Consider the following 15159-nt stretch of genomic DNA (forward strand, 5'->3'; position numbering starts at 1 on the left):
TTCCTCCTCCGTCGTCGATGGCGGCCTGTCACGGATGTCAGGCGCCGACAGCATGCGATCCCGGCGCGCCACGCGGCCGTTCCCGCGTCCGGCCCGTTCCGGGAAGAACCTCACGGGCTACGCGGGCGACTTCCTCGCTGGCGCCGGTCCCGCCGAGCCGCGGATCACCAGTTCCACGGGGAGCTGCGCGCTCGTCGCCGCCGTCCCCGAGAGTCGCGCCAGCAGCAGGTCGACGGCACGCCGGCCCAGGCGGTCCAGGGGCACCCGCACCGTCGTCAGGGCGGGCGTGACCAGCGTCGCGAGGGGGACGTCGTCGTATCCGACGACGGACATCTCCCCGGGGACGTCGACCCCGCGCTGCCGCAGCCGGTCCAGCACGCCGAGGGCCATGAGATCGTTGAAGACGACGACGGCGGTCACTCCGCCGGCCAGCGCGTGATCGGCCGCCTGGGTGCCGCCCGCGAAGTGCGGCCGGAACTCGCCCAGCTCCATGAGCCGGACACCCCAGCGCTCGGCCGCGGCGTGCAGCCCTTCGACCCGGCGCACGCTCGACCAGGACGCCGTCGGGCCGGCGGCGATGCCCGCCGTCCGATGGCCGAGGGAGCTCAGGTGACCGAGGACCTGCGCGACGCCGTCGGCGTCGTCGAGGGTCACGGCGGGAATCCCCGGAACGATGTCGGTCGTGGCCGGCGGCAGCTCCCGGTTGAGCAGTACGGCGGTCACGCCGTCCAGGGCCTCGCGGAGCGTGGCGGCGTCCGCGCGCGGCGACGCGACGAGCAGGCCGTCGGTGCGTGTGGCGAGCGCGCGGATGAGCTCGGGTTCGACGTCGGCGTCCTCGTCGGAGTCGGCGACGAACACCTCGTAGCCCTCGGCGCGGGCGCGGGCCTGCACGGCCTTGGTGATGGCGGCGAAGAACGGGTTCCCCAGGTCCGGGACGAGCAGCCCGACGGCATGCGTGCGCCCCGTACGCAGGCCGCGCGCCACGGGATGGGGCCGGTAGCCGAGCCGCTCGGCGGTCGCCAGGACGCGCGCACGGGTGGCCGGCGAGATCTTGCTGCGCGGATCGAAGGAGCGCGAGACCGTCGAGATGGAGACACCGGCGTCCCGGGCGACGTCGTGCACCGTTGCCATGGCACCTCCTCGTGGCCAGATCTGTTACGCGAACGTTTGCACAACCCACCGCCACCGCGCAACCGCACATCCCACCCGACCACCGCCCGACCGCGCTCGGGTAGGATGCAAACGTTCGCACGGCAACGATGCCCAGGAGGCCCGGCATGACCGAATGGACCCTGCACCCGGATCGCGCGCTCCCCGCCGACCCGACCACCCGACCCGTCGCCCGCGAGATCTACGAGACCACCCGTGACCTCCCGATCGTGTCGATGCACGGGCACGTGGACGTCGCCGCCTTCGCCGACGACGAGCCGTTCCCCGACCCCGCGCAGTTGCTCGTCGTCCCCGACCACTACCTCACGCGGATGCTCGTGTCCCAGGGCACGCCGCTGCCCGCGCTGGGCGTCGGACCGGCGGGAACGCCCGGGCTCGAGACCGATCCCCGCGCGATCTGGCGCCGGTTCTGCGCGGGCTGGAAGCACTTCCGCGGAACGCCGACGCGGTACTGGCTGGAGCACGAGCTCGTCGAGATCTTCGGGGTGACGCAGCGCCCGTCGGCCGAGACCGCCGACGCGATCTACGACCGGATCGCCGCGCGCCTCGCGGAGCCCGGCTTCCGCCCGCGCGCCCTGCTCGACGAGTTCCGCATCGAGACGCTCGCCACGACCGACCCGGCATGGAGCGACCTGGAGCAGCACCGGAGCCTCGCCACGGAGCTCGGCGCCCTCCCCGAGTTCGCCGCGGCAAGGGCCGGAGCCGCGGAGGCGGCAAGCTCCGGGGTCGGTCGTTCCTTGAGTGATCGGCAGTTCGAACTGCCGATCACTCAGGGAGTGACCGACGACAGCGCTCGCGCCTCGTCGCCGCGCGTCGTGCCCACCTTCCGGCCGGACCCGCTGCTGCACCTGGACCAGCCCGCCTGGCGGGACGACGTCGGGCGCCTGGCCGCGGCGTCGGGCATCGAGATCGGCGACTACGCCGGCTACCTGGCGGCGCTCCGCGAGCGCCGGCGCGCGTTCGTCGCGGCCGGTGCCAGTGCGACGGACCACGGCCACTTCAGCGCGGACACGACGCCGCTGCCCGACGACGTCGCCACGGACCTCTTCGCCCGCGCGCTCGCCGGCGACGGCGTCACCGCCGCCGAGGCCGCCGCGTTCTCCGCGCACATGCTGTTCCAGATGGCCGCGATGTCGTGCGAGGACGGGCTGGTCATGCAGCTGCACCCGGGCGTGCTGCGGAACCACGACACGCAGCGACACGCGACGTTCGGTCCGGACAAGGGGTACGACATCCCGGTCGTCACCGAGTACACGAACGGCCTGCGGCCCGTGCTGGAGGCGTTCGGCCATGCCGAGAACTTCCGGATGATCGCGTTCACCGTGGACGAGGACACCTTCTCGCGCGAGCTGGCGCCGCTGGCCGGGGTGTATCCGGCGCTGCGGCTGGGCGCGCCGTGGTGGTTCCTCGACGAGCCGGACGCGATGCGCCGATTCCGTGAGGCGGCGACGGGCACGGCCGGGTTCTCGAACATGTCCGGCTTCGTGGACGACACCCGTGCGTTCTGCTCGATCCCCGCCCGCCACGACCTGGCCCGCCGGATCGACGCCGGCTACCTGGCGCGGCTCGTCGTCGAGCACCGCCTCGACCTCGACGAAGCGGTCGACACCGCTGCCGACCTCGCCTACCACCTCCCGAAGAAGGCCTACCCGGCCCCGGCCGCCTGACCGGAGCCATCCGCCGTCGGCCGGATGTCGTGTGGTCGGTCGCTCGAGGAGCCGACCGCTCGACAACGGACCGACTTCTCGACATCCGACCGATCGCTCTCACCAGCTAGGAGAACGTTTCCGCATGTCCCAGATCGAATCCGCCGAGGTGGTCCTCACCTCCCCCGGCCGCAACTTCGTCACACTCAAGATCACGACGTCGGACGGCGTCGTCGGCCTCGGCGACGCGACCGTCAACGGCCGCGAGCTGGCCGTCGCCGCCTACCTCACCGACCACGTCGTCCCGCTGCTGATCGGCCGGGACCCCGCGAACATCGAGGACACCTGGCAGTACCTGTACCGGGGCGCCTACTGGCGGCGCGGCCCGATCACCATGGCCGCCATCGCCGCCGTCGACGTCGCCCTCTGGGACATCAAGGCGAAGGTCGCCGGGCAGCCGCTCTACCAGCTCCTGGGCGGCGCCTCCCGCGCCGGCGCGCTTGCCTACGGCCACGCGTCCGGCACCACGACCGAGGCGCTGTTCGACTCCATCCGGAACCATCTCGACCTGGGCTTTCGCGCGATCCGCGTCCAGACGGGCGTGCCGGGCCTGGGCCAGGTGTACGGCGTCGCCGGCGACCAGCGCCCCGGGCAGCGGTACGACTACGAGCCGGCCAAGCGGAACGTCGTCGCAGGCCGGACCATGCCTGTCGAGGAGCAGTGGGACACCGCGGCGTACCTGCGGCACATCCCGGGCGTCTTCGAGGCGGTGCGCCACGAGTTCGGCCCGGACCTGCCGCTCCTGCACGACGGCCACCACCGGATGCGTCCGATCGAGGCCGCCCGGCTGGCGCGCGACCTCGAGCCGTACCGCCTGTTCTGGCTGGAGGACGCCACGCCCGGCGAGGACCAGGACGCCCTGCGCCTGATCCGGCAGCACTCCACGACGCCGATCGCCATCGGCGAGGTGTTCAACACCGCCTTCGACTACCAGACCCTGATCACGGAGCGGCTCATCGACTACGTGCGCTCGGCCGTGACCCACACCGGCGGCATCACGCACATGAAGAAGCTGCTCGACTTCGCGGGCCTGTACGGCATCCGCTCGGGGATGCACGGGCCCACGGACGTCTCGCCCGTCGGCATGGCCGCTGCCCTCCACCTGGACCTGGCCATCCACAACTTCGGCATCCAGGAGTACATGAAGCACAGCGACACGACGCTGGAGGTGTTCCGCACGTCGTACACCTTCACCGACGGGCTGCTGCACCCGGGGGTGAACCCTGGTCTCGGGGTGGACCTGGACGAGGATCTCGCGGCACGCTTCGAGTACACACCCGCGTACCTGCCCATCAACCGCACCCTCGACGGAACGGTCCACGACTGGTGAACTCCACCCCCCGCAGCAGTTCGGACAGCATCCCCGACGACGCCTCCAGCGGTTCGCCCGACGACGCCCGGCGGCCCGATCCACATGCCTCCGGGCCACGCACCGGGTCGCCCCCGGCCGGCGCGGCCCCGGCCCGGCCGCATGCCGCCTGGCTCCCCGACGCCGCGTTCGCGGCGATCGGCCGCCGCAGGGTGGCGATCCGCGGCGACGGCGCGCTGGTCGGCACCGTGGCCGCCGAGGTCGCGGCGGCCACCGCGGCCCACGGCGGCTCGTTCAGCCGCCTGGAGTCGGGCTCGGGCGTGGCCGACGCCGACCTCGTCCTGACCATCATCGAGGACGACGCCGGCCCGCAGCCGGCCGCCGCCCCGGCCCCCGGCGACCACGCCACGACCGACGACAACGCCATCCTGCGTGGTGGATGCGTTCCCATCACGCGGGATGGCGTGGTCGGTGAGCCGGAGGCGGCGGGCGAGCCGGAGGCCGACGAGTCGTTCCGCCTGTCGCGGGACGACGGGAGCGTCGTCGTCGAGGCTGCCTGCGACCGGGGGCTGCTGTACGGGTTCTTTCATGTCGTGCGACTCGGGGAGGCCGCGTTCAGCGGGCCGGATCTCGTCGAGCGGCACGCGCCCGCCACCGCGATGCGGATGCTCGACCACTGGGACAACGTCGCCGTCCACGCGGTGATGGGGCAGGTCGAGCGCGGATACGCGGGCGGCTCGATCTTCTACGACGACGGCGCGGTGCGCGCGGACCTGTCGCGCGTCGAGGCGTACGCGCGCCTGCTCGCGTCCACAGGCATCAACCGGGTGGCGATCAACAACGTCAACGTGCACGCCCGCGAGGCCCGGCTGCTCACGGACGACCTGCCGCACGTGGCCCGGATCGCCGCGGCGTTCCGGCCGTGGGGTATCCGGGTGCACCTGTCGGTGTCCTTCGCGGCGCCGATGACGCTGGGCGGGCTCGACACGTCCGACCCCCTCGACCCGGCGGTGGCCGACTGGTGGCGCGACGCCGCCGACCGCGTCTGGGCCCAGATCCCCGACTTCGGCGGGTTCGTGGTCAAGGCCGATTCCGAGGGGCAGCCCGGGCCGTTCGCCTACGGACGCGACCACGCCGACGGCGCGAACATGCTCGCCGAGGCCGTCGCCCCGCACGGCGGTCTGGTGCACTGGCGCGCCTTCGTCTACGACCACCGCCAGGACTGGCGCGACCGCTCCACCGACCGGGCACGGGCGGCGCACGACCACTTCGCGCCGCTGGACGGCCGGTTCGCCGAGAACGTGATCGTGCAGGTCAAGTACGGCCCGATGGACTTCCAGGTGCGCGAGCCGGCGTCTCCGGTGCTCGCGGCGATGCCGCGCACCCGGGTCGCCCTGGAGCTCCAGGTCACGCAGGAGTACACGGGCCAGCAGAAGCACGCGGTCTACCTCGGCCGCCAGTGGAGCGAGATCCTGGACTTCGACTTCACCGGTCCGGACAGCGACGGTGACGCTGACAGCGCGAGCCGTATCCCCTCGCCGACGTCGGTGGCCGGGATCGTGGCGCCCTCCGGCGGCATCGTGGCCGTGTCCAATGTCGGCGACGACGAGTTCTGGACCGGTCACCCGTTCGCGCAGGCCAATCTCTACGCCTACGGGCGGCTGACCTGGGACCCCGCCGCGGACGCCGTCGGCCTGCTCGACGAGTGGATCTCGCTGACGTTCCCCGGAGCACCGGCCGACGTCGTCGACGCCCTGCACACGATCCTCGACGAGTCGTGGGAGACGTACGAACGGTACACGTCGCCCCTCGGTGTCGGGTTCATGGTGCGGCCCGGCCACCACTACGGCCCGGACGTCGACGGCTACGAGTACACGCCGTGGGGCACTTACCACTTCGCGGACCGCGACGGCATCGGCGTGGACCGCACGGTGGCGACGGGCACCGGGTACGCGGGGCTGTACCCGGAGCCCTGGGCCTCGGTCTACGAATCGCTCGAGACCTGCCCCGACGAGTTGCTCCTGTTCTTCCACCACGTCCCGTACACGCACGTGCTGCGCTCCGGGAAGACCGTGATCCAGCACATCTACGACACGCACTTCGAGGGCGTGGAGCGCGTGGAGGAGTTCGTCGCCGCGTGGGAGCGGGTACTCGGCTCGTTGTCCGGCGACGCGATGTCCGACGACGACGCGGCGCGCCTCGCGGGCCGTGTGTCCGAACGCCTCGCGGAGCAGCGACGCAGCGCGATCGAGTGGCGCGACCAGATCAACACGTACTTCTACCGGAAGTCAGGAATCCCTGACGAACAGGGCCGCACCATCTTCTGAACCCCGGGAGCGGCCGGGTGTTGTCGAGCGGCCGGCCGCTCGGGAACCGAAACCGCCGGAAAGGTCGCGCCTGCCCGCCGTCCGGCAGGCGCGACCCGTCCCGGCGGGCCGGTCACTGGCGCTCGAACGCCCAGACCGTGCTGCCACTGGTCGATCCGGTGTTCCACACTGGCCGACCGTTCGACGCGTACAGGTAGTCCCGGCCGCCGAGCTGATTGTTCAGCCGGAAGCCGCCGGAGGCTTCCTCGAGGCTCCACCGCGAGTCGTCGGCGACGAAGCCGGAGTTCCAGATGACCTCGCCGTCCGGCTGGGTGTCGAGGTTGCCGCGGCCGGACCTGGCGTTGTCGAGCACCCAGGCTCCGGTGGAGTCCTGCGTGGCGATCCAGTCCTGGTCGTCGTAGGAGTGGGGAGCCCCCAGCGTGAGCGCGCCGTCGGCCTCCGAGTCCAGGTACTGCCCGGTGGCCACGTTCCTGATCTTGTAGGTGGCACCGCTCACGAGGGGGTCGTCCCCGCCTCCGCCGTCGTCGCTCGTGTAGGCGCGGAAGTAGTCGACGACGAACTCCTTCGGCCGCGGGTCGCTGGGGTCGACGCTGCCGGTCCAGCCGGCGTTCTCGTACGCGCCGAGGAGGAACACGGCGGGGTAGTCCAGGGACTGATTGATGGTGCGCACGTGGACGTTGTCGACGAACAGCTTGAGCTGCGTCGGAGTCCACTCGACGGCGTAGATGTGCATCTCGGTCGTCATGTCGAACCCGACACCGACGCTGCTGGTGTCCCGGCTCAGGTTCGGGTCCGACCAGGGAAACAGGTTGTAGTTGAAGTTGCTGCGCCCGTGGATGCCGGCGTGCTCCATGATGTCGAGCTCGCCGCGCTGCTCCCAGGTGTCCTGGCGGCCGATCATCCAGAACGCCGTGTGGAACCCGCTGCGGGCGTTGCTCCTCGCACGGATCTCGAAGTACCCGTACTTGGGGGTGTACTTCATGTCCGTCGGGATCGAGTGGTCGAAACGGTCGTCCTTGTGGAGGTGCGTCCGCTGTCCGGTCTGGATGCTGGAGACCTTCATCGGGTTGTCGCTGTAGTACGTCGGCTGGTCGTCGTCGATCCGCAGGACGAGCGCGTCGTTCCGGAAGGTGTAGCGGGCCCGGGAGCGCCATTCCGGGGTCCGCGACTCGAGGTAGTTCGTGATCCACAGGCTCGAGTCGAGGCTCCCGTTGAACTCGTCGTTCCGGTCGAGCCGCCAGCCTGGCTTCTCGATCGGGTTCGGCGGGAAGTCCGCTGCCGTCACGCTGCCTCCCGCAGCCTCTGCCGCCTCGGCTTCTGCCGCCTGAGCGGTTCCGACGGCGGCAAGCGTCGAGGAGAGCAACACGCTCAGCGCCCCCAGACCGGCCATACGCCTCATCCCTGGTCTCGTTCTCGCCATTGACAACGACCTCCTTGGATACGTGCGCGGACGCTCGCCCCTGCGGTACGGCGATCGTGACCGACGACGCGGAGGAGGACCGCGGAAACCCGGAAAGTGTACGTTCACTTTCCGGGGTGAAGTCCACCATGCCCCGTTCATGCCGTCAAGACATCTTGGCGACCTCTTGGCTGAATCTTGCCGAGATAGTGCCCCGAGATAGTGCCCACGGAGAGGGCCCGCCTGCCCAGCGGCAGGCGGGCCCTCTCCGTCGATCCCAGGCGGCAGCTCTCAGGCGGCCGACCTCACACGACCGACCTCACGCGACCGAACATCCGCGCGCGATCCACTCCGGCGGCGTGCCGCTTCCGATGAAGCCGAACGTCGTGCTGCCGCCCGCGGCCAGGCTTCCGTTCCAGCCCGCGTCGGCCGCGGTGGTGACGGAGCCGGACGTGCTGAACTTCGCGTTCCAGCCGTGCGCCACGGCGGCCGGTTCCAGCCGCATGTCCACCGCCCAGCCATCGATGGCCTCCGTACCGGCGGTGACGGTGACGTTGACGAGGAACCCGCCGTCCCACGAGTGCACGACGTCGATGTCCGCCAGGCACTCGGGCACCGGGTCATCGCCGGCGTCGGCCATGTCGTCGGCCCACGAGGAGAGCCAGCTGAGCGGCGCGTTCCAGTTGATCGTCATCTCGTTGGTCGCCCACGAGTCGATGTGGTCGATGTAGCAGAACTGCGGGGCGCAGCCCTGCAGGTTCTCCTGCGCGACCGGGTCCTGGATGGCCGAGTTCGGGCCGCCCGACAGCATGCCGTCCGGATGCGGCGGCAGCCGGTCGGCCGACGCCATCCACCGGTTGTGCATGTTCTGGCTGAAGTAGGTCCCGTAACCCTTGACGTAGGAGTTGTTCAGCGCGTTGCGCCCCAGGATGTAGTCGAGCGTCTCGAGCGCCGCGTCCCGGTACTGCTCCTCGCCCGTCAGGTCGTACGCGGTCGCGATGATCACCGCGTTGTTGATGACCTGGTGGTTCGAGCCCCAGTCGTAGTCGCCCGGGTGGTAGGCGTGGCCGAACGGCTCGGCCTGCTGCGTGGCGACGTGCCGGTCCGCCCCCTCGATCACGGAGTCGACGACGGCGTCCCGGCCGGGCAGGTCGTTCGGCACGGTCGCCAGGTCGAGCCGGGCGGCCGCCGCGGTGAAGCCCCAGTCGAAGCCGGTGGCTCGCCAGATGTCCCCCTCGGCGCCGCCCACGTGGTACGGCGAGGACAGGACGGCGTCGGCGAACTCGGTCTCCCCCGTGGTGAGGAAGAGCTGCGCGGCGGCCCAGTAGAACTCGTCGCCCACGCTGCCGTCGTTGTAGGGGCCACCACCGGGGTTGGGATCGACGCTGTTCGTGTCCGGCGCGATGATGTCCGGGTGCGCGGAGGCCGCGTCCCAGGCCCGGCGCGCGGCGTCGAGCAGCTCGTCCGCGTACGCCGGGTCGTAGTCGGCGTACAGGCGGGCGCCCTGGGCCGCGGCGGCGGCCAGGTTGAGGGTCGCCGCCGTCGAGGGCCGGTGCACGTACCGCGGCATCGGGTCCTCGTCGGGGAGGAGGTTCAGGCCGGTCCAGGCGATGTCGTGCAGCTTGTGGTGCGCCAGGCCGCCGGCGTCGTACTCCTCGCCGTCGATGGTCATGCGGACGCCGTCAGGAACCTGCATGTTGAGCATCCAGTCGAGGTTGTGCCGCACCTCGTCGAGGACGTCCGGCACGCCGTTGTCCCGCTCGGGGATGACGAGCGTGGAGTCGCCGAGCGCGCCGTCGGAGACGACGTCCGCGTGCAGGGTGCGCTCGTAGGTGGACAGCAGCTGGTACACGGAGATGCCGGAGTTCACGACGTACTTGCCGTGGTCGCCGGCGTCGTACCAACCCCCGGTGCCGTCGACGGTGTAGCCGTCGGGGCAGATCCAGCCGTTCTCGCCGTAGTGGTCGTTCGCGCCGTACTGTGCGTTGCCGTTGTGGTCGACGGCGCCCTCCGGCGGCAGGCAGGGGACGTCCATGTCGCCCTGGTTGACGTCGTCGCCGCCGAACTCGGAGACGTGCCCGGCGGGACGCGCGTACTCGGTCTTGAGCTGCTCGCCGTCGACCTCCACCGGCACGATCTCGTACCCGGAGCGCTGGGTGTAGTAGATGCCGAGGGAATCGGCGCGCAGCTGGTCGTAAATCGCGGAGCCGATCTCGAACGGGTACGACTCCTCGCCGTCGGCGGCGAGCACGAAGCCCGTGCCGGTGGCGTCGACGTCGGAGAAGTCGATCGTGTGCACGTTCAGTCCCGCCGACGGGTCGGTGCCCTCCGGCGTCGTCTCGCCCGAGGCGACGGCGGTCCCGGCGTCATCCCGCAGCTCCCAGCCGACGGCGGTCGTCGCGTCCGTCACGAGCGTGGCGTTCTTCGGGCCGTCCGGCAGGTAGCCGACCTGGTTCACGCGCACGCGCGGGCCGGTGTCGGGCTCGTACTCCTCGACCTCGCCGCCGGTGAGCAGGGAGACCTCGTCCAGGCACAGCTCGAAGTCCTCGGCGTTACCGCCGAGCTGGAGCTGCACCTCGCTCTCGGCGTCGGCCGCGATGTCGAAGGCCTCGGTGAACGTCTGGCCGTCGGCGCGGAGGGTGATGTCCGCGTAGTAGAGCGGCGGCCACTCGGTCTCCGGGTCCGGCACCATCACGCGGGCCGTGGCCTCCGGGGAGGCGGTGGCCGTCACGCTGATGGTGAAGGTGTCCCCCGCGGTGACCGGGACTCCGCTCTGCCCGACGATGACGTCCCACTGGTTGCCGCCGCCGGGCACGACGCCGCACATGGTCCCGTCCGCCGACGCGGCGAACTCGACGCCGCCGGCGACCCACCAGGGATCCATGGTGCCGTCGAAGGAGGGGTTGGTCAGAAGTTCGGTACCGTCCTCGGCCTGCGCCGCGGCCGGCGAGAGCACGACGCCGGTGAGGGCGAGTGCCGCCACGGCCGCGGCTGCTGGGCGGCCACGTTGCTGTCTGGTCTTCACGCTGACTCCTCGATGAGAGCGCTTCCACGAACTTCCACACCCTAGCGGGGTGGGGTGCGGCGAACTACCCGGCCCGGGGAACCGAAGCGTTTAAGGAAACGGCTGTACTTGCTTGCTTCGGGTGGCGGCGTCGAGTTCGCGGCGTGAGATGACGCGTTCGAACACTCCGCGGGCCGGGGAGCTCGGGGCACCGAGCACGATGCACGAAGCGCTCACCTGGGCGAGTTCCTTCTCCAGCCGACTGCGCGCGGCCGACAGGAGTGCATCGCCGGGCAGGATGACGACTTCGGCGCGGGCCTCGGCGGCGTGCTGGGCGATCTGGCTGATGGTGGCGGTGTCGCGGTGGTCGTGGACCACGTGCGTCAGCGTGTAGCCGTGCGCTTCGGCGTAACCCTGCACGTGGCGGTGTTGCGTCGCGTCGCGGGCGTAGCCGACCGCGACGGCGGTGCGGGGCATGTCTCTGTGGCCTCCAGGTCTCCTCGGCAGTGCCGTACCCGAGCCGTTCGATCTGTTCGAGGTGTACGACGGCGGTCGTGGCGGTGTTCGGCGTGAAGGTGGCGGCGATCAGGTGGTGATTCGGCGTCCCGCGACGGGGGCGGGATGAGATCGCCTATCGCCGTGCTCGCGATGCGTACCGCGCGGCCAGGAAAGCCATGAGCAGGACGACGTAGCCGATCAGGATCCACGTCATGGCGTCACCTGGTCTGCGGGCGGGTCGGTGGGTTGGTCTGCGGGTCGGAGTTCGTGGGGTGCCAGACGTGCCCGGTCGAACCCGCGCCGATCGATGTGCACCCGCACACTCCAGGCGCCCGGCAGATCGACCTCCAGAACCATCCCGGTCGCGCCGAGCAGCAGCCGGGGACCGTCGACCACCCGGACCCGGTCGCCCACCTGCCACGGACGCGGGGGCTGCTCACGTGTGGCCGGGTCGTGGAGGCGGCCAGCCTCTTCGGCTGCGAGGTCTTCTTCACCGTCGAACACGCTCATCGCGCCACCGTCTCCGTGGCAGCCGCCCTCATACCCGCCACTACCACTCGCGTCACGGCCGGCGTCGACTCGGCTGGCATCCCCTCGGTCGGCATCCCCTCGGTCGGCGTCGACTCGCTCGCCTGTGACCCGGGCTGCCGTGTGGACAGGGTCAGGGTGTCCAGCGCGGCCGCTGCGCCGTGGTGGTCGAGGGTACCGGTGATGTAGTTCGCGGCGTCCTTGACGACCTGCGGGGCGCCGCCCATGGCGAACCCGTGGCGCACCTGGGCCAGCAGGGCGCGGTCGTTGATGCCGTCGCCGATCGCGGCCGTGTCGTCGGGGTGGATGCCCCACCGGCGCCGCAGCGCGTCCGCCTCACTCGCCTTGGACAGTCCTGGCTTGGTGAGGTCGATCCAGTTCGAGCCGTGCGGGGTCGCCGTACATCCCGTTCCTTCAATCTGCGGCGCGTATGCGGCGATGCCGGGGGCGTGCACGACGGCGCGGGTGGTGTGCTGCGACCACAGCACCCGCTCATCGACGATGTGTTGCAGCCCGCGCAAGCGGCTCGCGGGGAACGGCTTGTTCACCCGCCAGCCCACCCCGACCCGCTCGACCGCCATGGCCACCTGCGGTTCTACCGCCATGGCCACGGTGAGCGCGGGCCACGGGTCGAACAGCCACTGCCGCACCACCTGGAATGGACGAGACCGCTTACTGGTCAGTTCGGCGGTGACCGCGCCGTTGGAGGCGATGAACATCGAGCCCGTACCGAGTCCGAGCTGTTCGGCGGTCGGCAGCACGCCCAGCGTCGACCGGCCGGTGCACGGCACCACCCGGATCCCCCGCCCGATCGCCGCCGCCACCGCGCGGCGGGTCGGCTCAGACACGTGATCGCCGCCGTCCGGCAAGAGCGTGCCGTCGATGTCCAGGAAGACGATCTTCACTGGGCGGCGGGAGGCTGCCGGTTTCCGGGGTTCGGGTTGTGCGTGGTTCATGCGTTCCAACATCGCCGTGGGGCGCGGCGGTAGGGAACGTCGGTCTGTGTGTCGATCTGGAAGCCGGGGTGTCGATCTAGGCGGTCAGGCCCGAATTGATGGTGGGTTCGGGTTCGGCTGCGAAATAATTGGCCGTAGCCGGTGAGGGGGGTGGCATGGAACCGACACCGAACACGTTGTTGCGCCAGGCGCGGCTGCACACGCCCTCGCGGACGAGGCCAGGAAAACCGATGAGCCGAGCCGAGGTCGTGGAGGCGGTGAACCTGCACCTGTGGGAAACCACCGGCACACATTCAGGTTTCACGGTGAGCACGTACGCGAAGTACGAACGCGGTATCGCGCGCTGGCCAGGCCGCGAGTACCGCGACGCACTCCGCGCCGTCCTCGGCGTGCAGCAGGACGCGGACCTGGGCTTTTACCCTACGCCAAGGGGACGTTCCGCGCCGGAACCCCCGCAACGTGCTCCTGTGCCGTCCGGGGTTGTTCTGGAAGGGGACGAGTTGGCGGAGATCGCGGAACGTCGCCGGTGGCTGGCCTCGACCAGCGTTGACCAGGCGAAACTCGCGTTCCTGTCCGACATGGTGCGCTGGATCATCGATCAGGACGAGAAGAGTCCGACGCACGTTCTCGCGTCGCATGCGAACGACTTGCGACGCTACGTTCATCCGCTCTTGACGCGTGCGCACAAACCGGCGACTGGGACTCGCTTGTTCACCGTCGCTACCCAGCTTTCCGGCGCCCAGGCCGCGATCGCGCTGGACCAAGGACGCGTCCCCGTCGCGCGGGCATACGCCGCCGAGGCGTTCGATCTGGCCGAGGCGGTGGGAGACCCGGAGGTGGTCTCCTGGGCTCGGGCCACGCAGAGCCTCGTGGAGTACTACGACGACAGGATCTTCGATGCCCTGGCCTATGCGCAGGACGGCCTGGATCGCGCTCCCGACGGAGTGCATACGGTCCGACTGACGGTCAACGGAGTCGCGCGTGCGCTCGCCCGGATGGGCGATACCGACGGCGTCGAGCGAGCCGTCGATCATGCCTGGACGGTCGTCGAGGACCAGCCCGGCGCAGCCGAGCCACTCACCCCAAGCCTCACCACGGGCATGTACTGCCGTGCCCGCACGGCAGGAAATGCGGCGACGGCGTTCCTGACAGTCGGTGACGTGGCAAGGGTGGAACACTACGCCAACATCGCGTTGCCGATGTTCGACCGAACCGAAACGCCGGGGCCGTGGGCCATGACTCGGCTCGACCTGGCCACGGGATTTCTGCAGCCAGGCTTCCGGGACATCGACCGAGCAACAAGTCTGGTCCGCGAAGCTGTGGAAGTCGCCGGTGTGCTGCCGTTCCCGGCCCAACAACGCGCCGCGCAGTTCCTCCAGGCCGCGCAGCCGTGGCAGGCTCTACCCGAGGTCCGAGACGTCCGTGAGCTGGTCACGGACCGTTCCCGCAACCAGACGGAGGGCATGAATGGCGTCGCAGGAACTGGCGAGCTTCCAGGAGCGGTGGGCCGAGTTCAGCCGGCTTGAACGGCTGGTGAACCACTGGTGGTGGCGGCCGGGCTGGCGCCAGGGACGTTCCTTCTACACCTGGCACATCACCTTCGACAACCAGAGCTCAAAGCCGCTGCACGACCTCGTCGCCCACCTGCACGACCGGCTCGACGGCATCGCTGCCCTCGACCCGATCCCGCAACGCTGGCTCCACCTGACCATGCAGGGCCTCGGGTTCACCGACGAAGTCGCCGACACCGACGTCCACGCCATCGTCCAGGAAGCGACCGGCCGACTCTCCCACGTCCCGGCCTTCGACATGACCCTCGGCCCCATCGAAGGCGACGACGAAGCAACCGGCCTGCTGGTACGGCCCTGGGCAGCAGTCCACGCCGTGCGCGACACGATCCGCGACGCGATCGGCACCGTCTGGAACACCATCCCCGAGACCCCCGAGTTCCGCCCACACGTCTCCATCGCCTACTCCAACACCGACGCCCCCACCCCACCCCTGCGCGAACGCCTCACCGAACTACGCAACCTCGAACCCGTCACCATCCCCATCCACTCGGTCCAACTCATCCGCCTCAACCGCGACAACCAGATGTACCAATGGAACACCATCACCGACATCGCCCTCGGCAGCTGAGCCAGGGCCCGGGCATAGTCGACGGTTAGGGCCACCACCACATCCCTACAGACATGATCTGGCCGAGGCCCCGTCGATGAAGATACGACTCACGGGACCCTCGGCGTTTGGCCATCCCCTGCG

General features: G+C 70.4%; 11 protein-coding genes. 5 read left to right on the forward strand and 6 right to left on the reverse strand.

Annotated features, from left to right (window positions below; genetic code table 11):
* Nucleotides 1-117: 117 nt before the first annotated feature.
* Nucleotides 118-1131 carry a LacI family DNA-binding transcriptional regulator gene (locus IIE03_RS23960; protein ID WP_192865293.1) on the reverse strand — a complete coding sequence of 338 codons (1014 nt, stop codon included), beginning with the start codon at nucleotides 1129-1131 and terminating at the stop codon, nucleotides 118-120.
* 146 nt (nucleotides 1132-1277) lie between these two features.
* Between IIE03_RS23960 and IIE03_RS26230 the strand changes: the two genes are divergently transcribed.
* From IIE03_RS26230 to IIE03_RS23980, 3 genes are all read left to right on the forward strand, one after another.
* Nucleotides 1278-2837, forward strand: a complete 1560-nt coding sequence (locus IIE03_RS26230; protein WP_225998243.1) for a glucuronate isomerase — start codon at nucleotides 1278-1280, stop codon at nucleotides 2835-2837.
* A 124-nt stretch (nucleotides 2838-2961) separates the two neighbouring features.
* On the forward strand, nucleotides 2962-4206 hold the full coding sequence (manD, locus tag IIE03_RS23975) for a D-mannonate dehydratase ManD (protein ID WP_192865294.1): 1245 nt from the start codon (nucleotides 2962-2964) through the stop codon (nucleotides 4204-4206).
* 191 nt (nucleotides 4207-4397) lie between these two features.
* The gene (locus IIE03_RS23980) at nucleotides 4398-6512 is read left to right on the forward strand and encodes an alpha-glucuronidase (RefSeq protein ID WP_408632870.1); all 2115 of its coding nucleotides are present in this window, start codon (nucleotides 4398-4400) and stop codon (nucleotides 6510-6512) included.
* Between the two features lie 112 nt (nucleotides 6513-6624).
* Here IIE03_RS23980 and IIE03_RS23985 read toward each other — a convergent pair whose 3' ends face one another.
* The 5 genes from IIE03_RS23985 to IIE03_RS24005 form a co-directional block, all read right to left on the reverse strand.
* Nucleotides 6625-7902 (reverse strand): family 16 glycosylhydrolase, encoded by a 1278-nt coding sequence (locus IIE03_RS23985; protein WP_192865295.1) that lies wholly within the window; start codon nucleotides 7900-7902, stop codon nucleotides 6625-6627.
* 328 nt (nucleotides 7903-8230) lie between these two features.
* Entirely contained in the window at nucleotides 8231-10936 is a 2706-nt protein-coding gene (locus IIE03_RS23990; RefSeq protein ID WP_192865296.1) for a glycoside hydrolase family 9 protein, read from the reverse strand.
* Nucleotides 10937-11026: 90 nt separating this feature from the next.
* Nucleotides 11027-11392 carry a hypothetical protein gene (locus IIE03_RS23995; protein ID WP_192865297.1) on the reverse strand — a complete coding sequence of 122 codons (366 nt, stop codon included), beginning with the start codon at nucleotides 11390-11392 and terminating at the stop codon, nucleotides 11027-11029.
* A 231-nt stretch (nucleotides 11393-11623) separates the two neighbouring features.
* A complete protein-coding gene (locus IIE03_RS24000) occupies nucleotides 11624-11923 on the reverse strand; it encodes a KOW motif-containing protein (protein WP_192865298.1) in 300 nt (99 codons plus the stop codon).
* Nucleotides 11920-12897, reverse strand: coding sequence for an HAD family hydrolase (locus IIE03_RS24005; RefSeq protein WP_193107595.1), 978 nt, complete (start codon nucleotides 12895-12897; stop codon nucleotides 11920-11922). Before IIE03_RS24005 ends, IIE03_RS24000 begins: the two co-directional genes overlap by 4 nt.
* A 230-nt stretch (nucleotides 12898-13127) precedes the next feature.
* Here IIE03_RS24005 and IIE03_RS24010 point away from each other — a divergent pair, with 230 nt between their 5' ends.
* Together IIE03_RS24010 and IIE03_RS24015 are read left to right on the forward strand one after the other, a co-directional pair.
* On the forward strand, nucleotides 13128-14423 hold the full coding sequence (locus IIE03_RS24010) for an XRE family transcriptional regulator (RefSeq protein WP_192865300.1): 1296 nt from the start codon (nucleotides 13128-13130) through the stop codon (nucleotides 14421-14423).
* On the forward strand, nucleotides 14365-15036 hold the full coding sequence (locus IIE03_RS24015) for a 2'-5' RNA ligase family protein (RefSeq protein WP_192865301.1): 672 nt from the start codon (nucleotides 14365-14367) through the stop codon (nucleotides 15034-15036). Before IIE03_RS24010 ends, IIE03_RS24015 begins: the two co-directional genes overlap by 59 nt.
* The last annotated feature ends 123 nt before the right edge of the window (nucleotides 15037-15159 follow it).

It is taken from the genome of Myceligenerans pegani (genome assembly GCF_014892515.1).
GTDB classification, from domain to species: Bacteria; Actinomycetota; Actinomycetes; order Actinomycetales; family Cellulomonadaceae; genus Myceligenerans; species Myceligenerans pegani.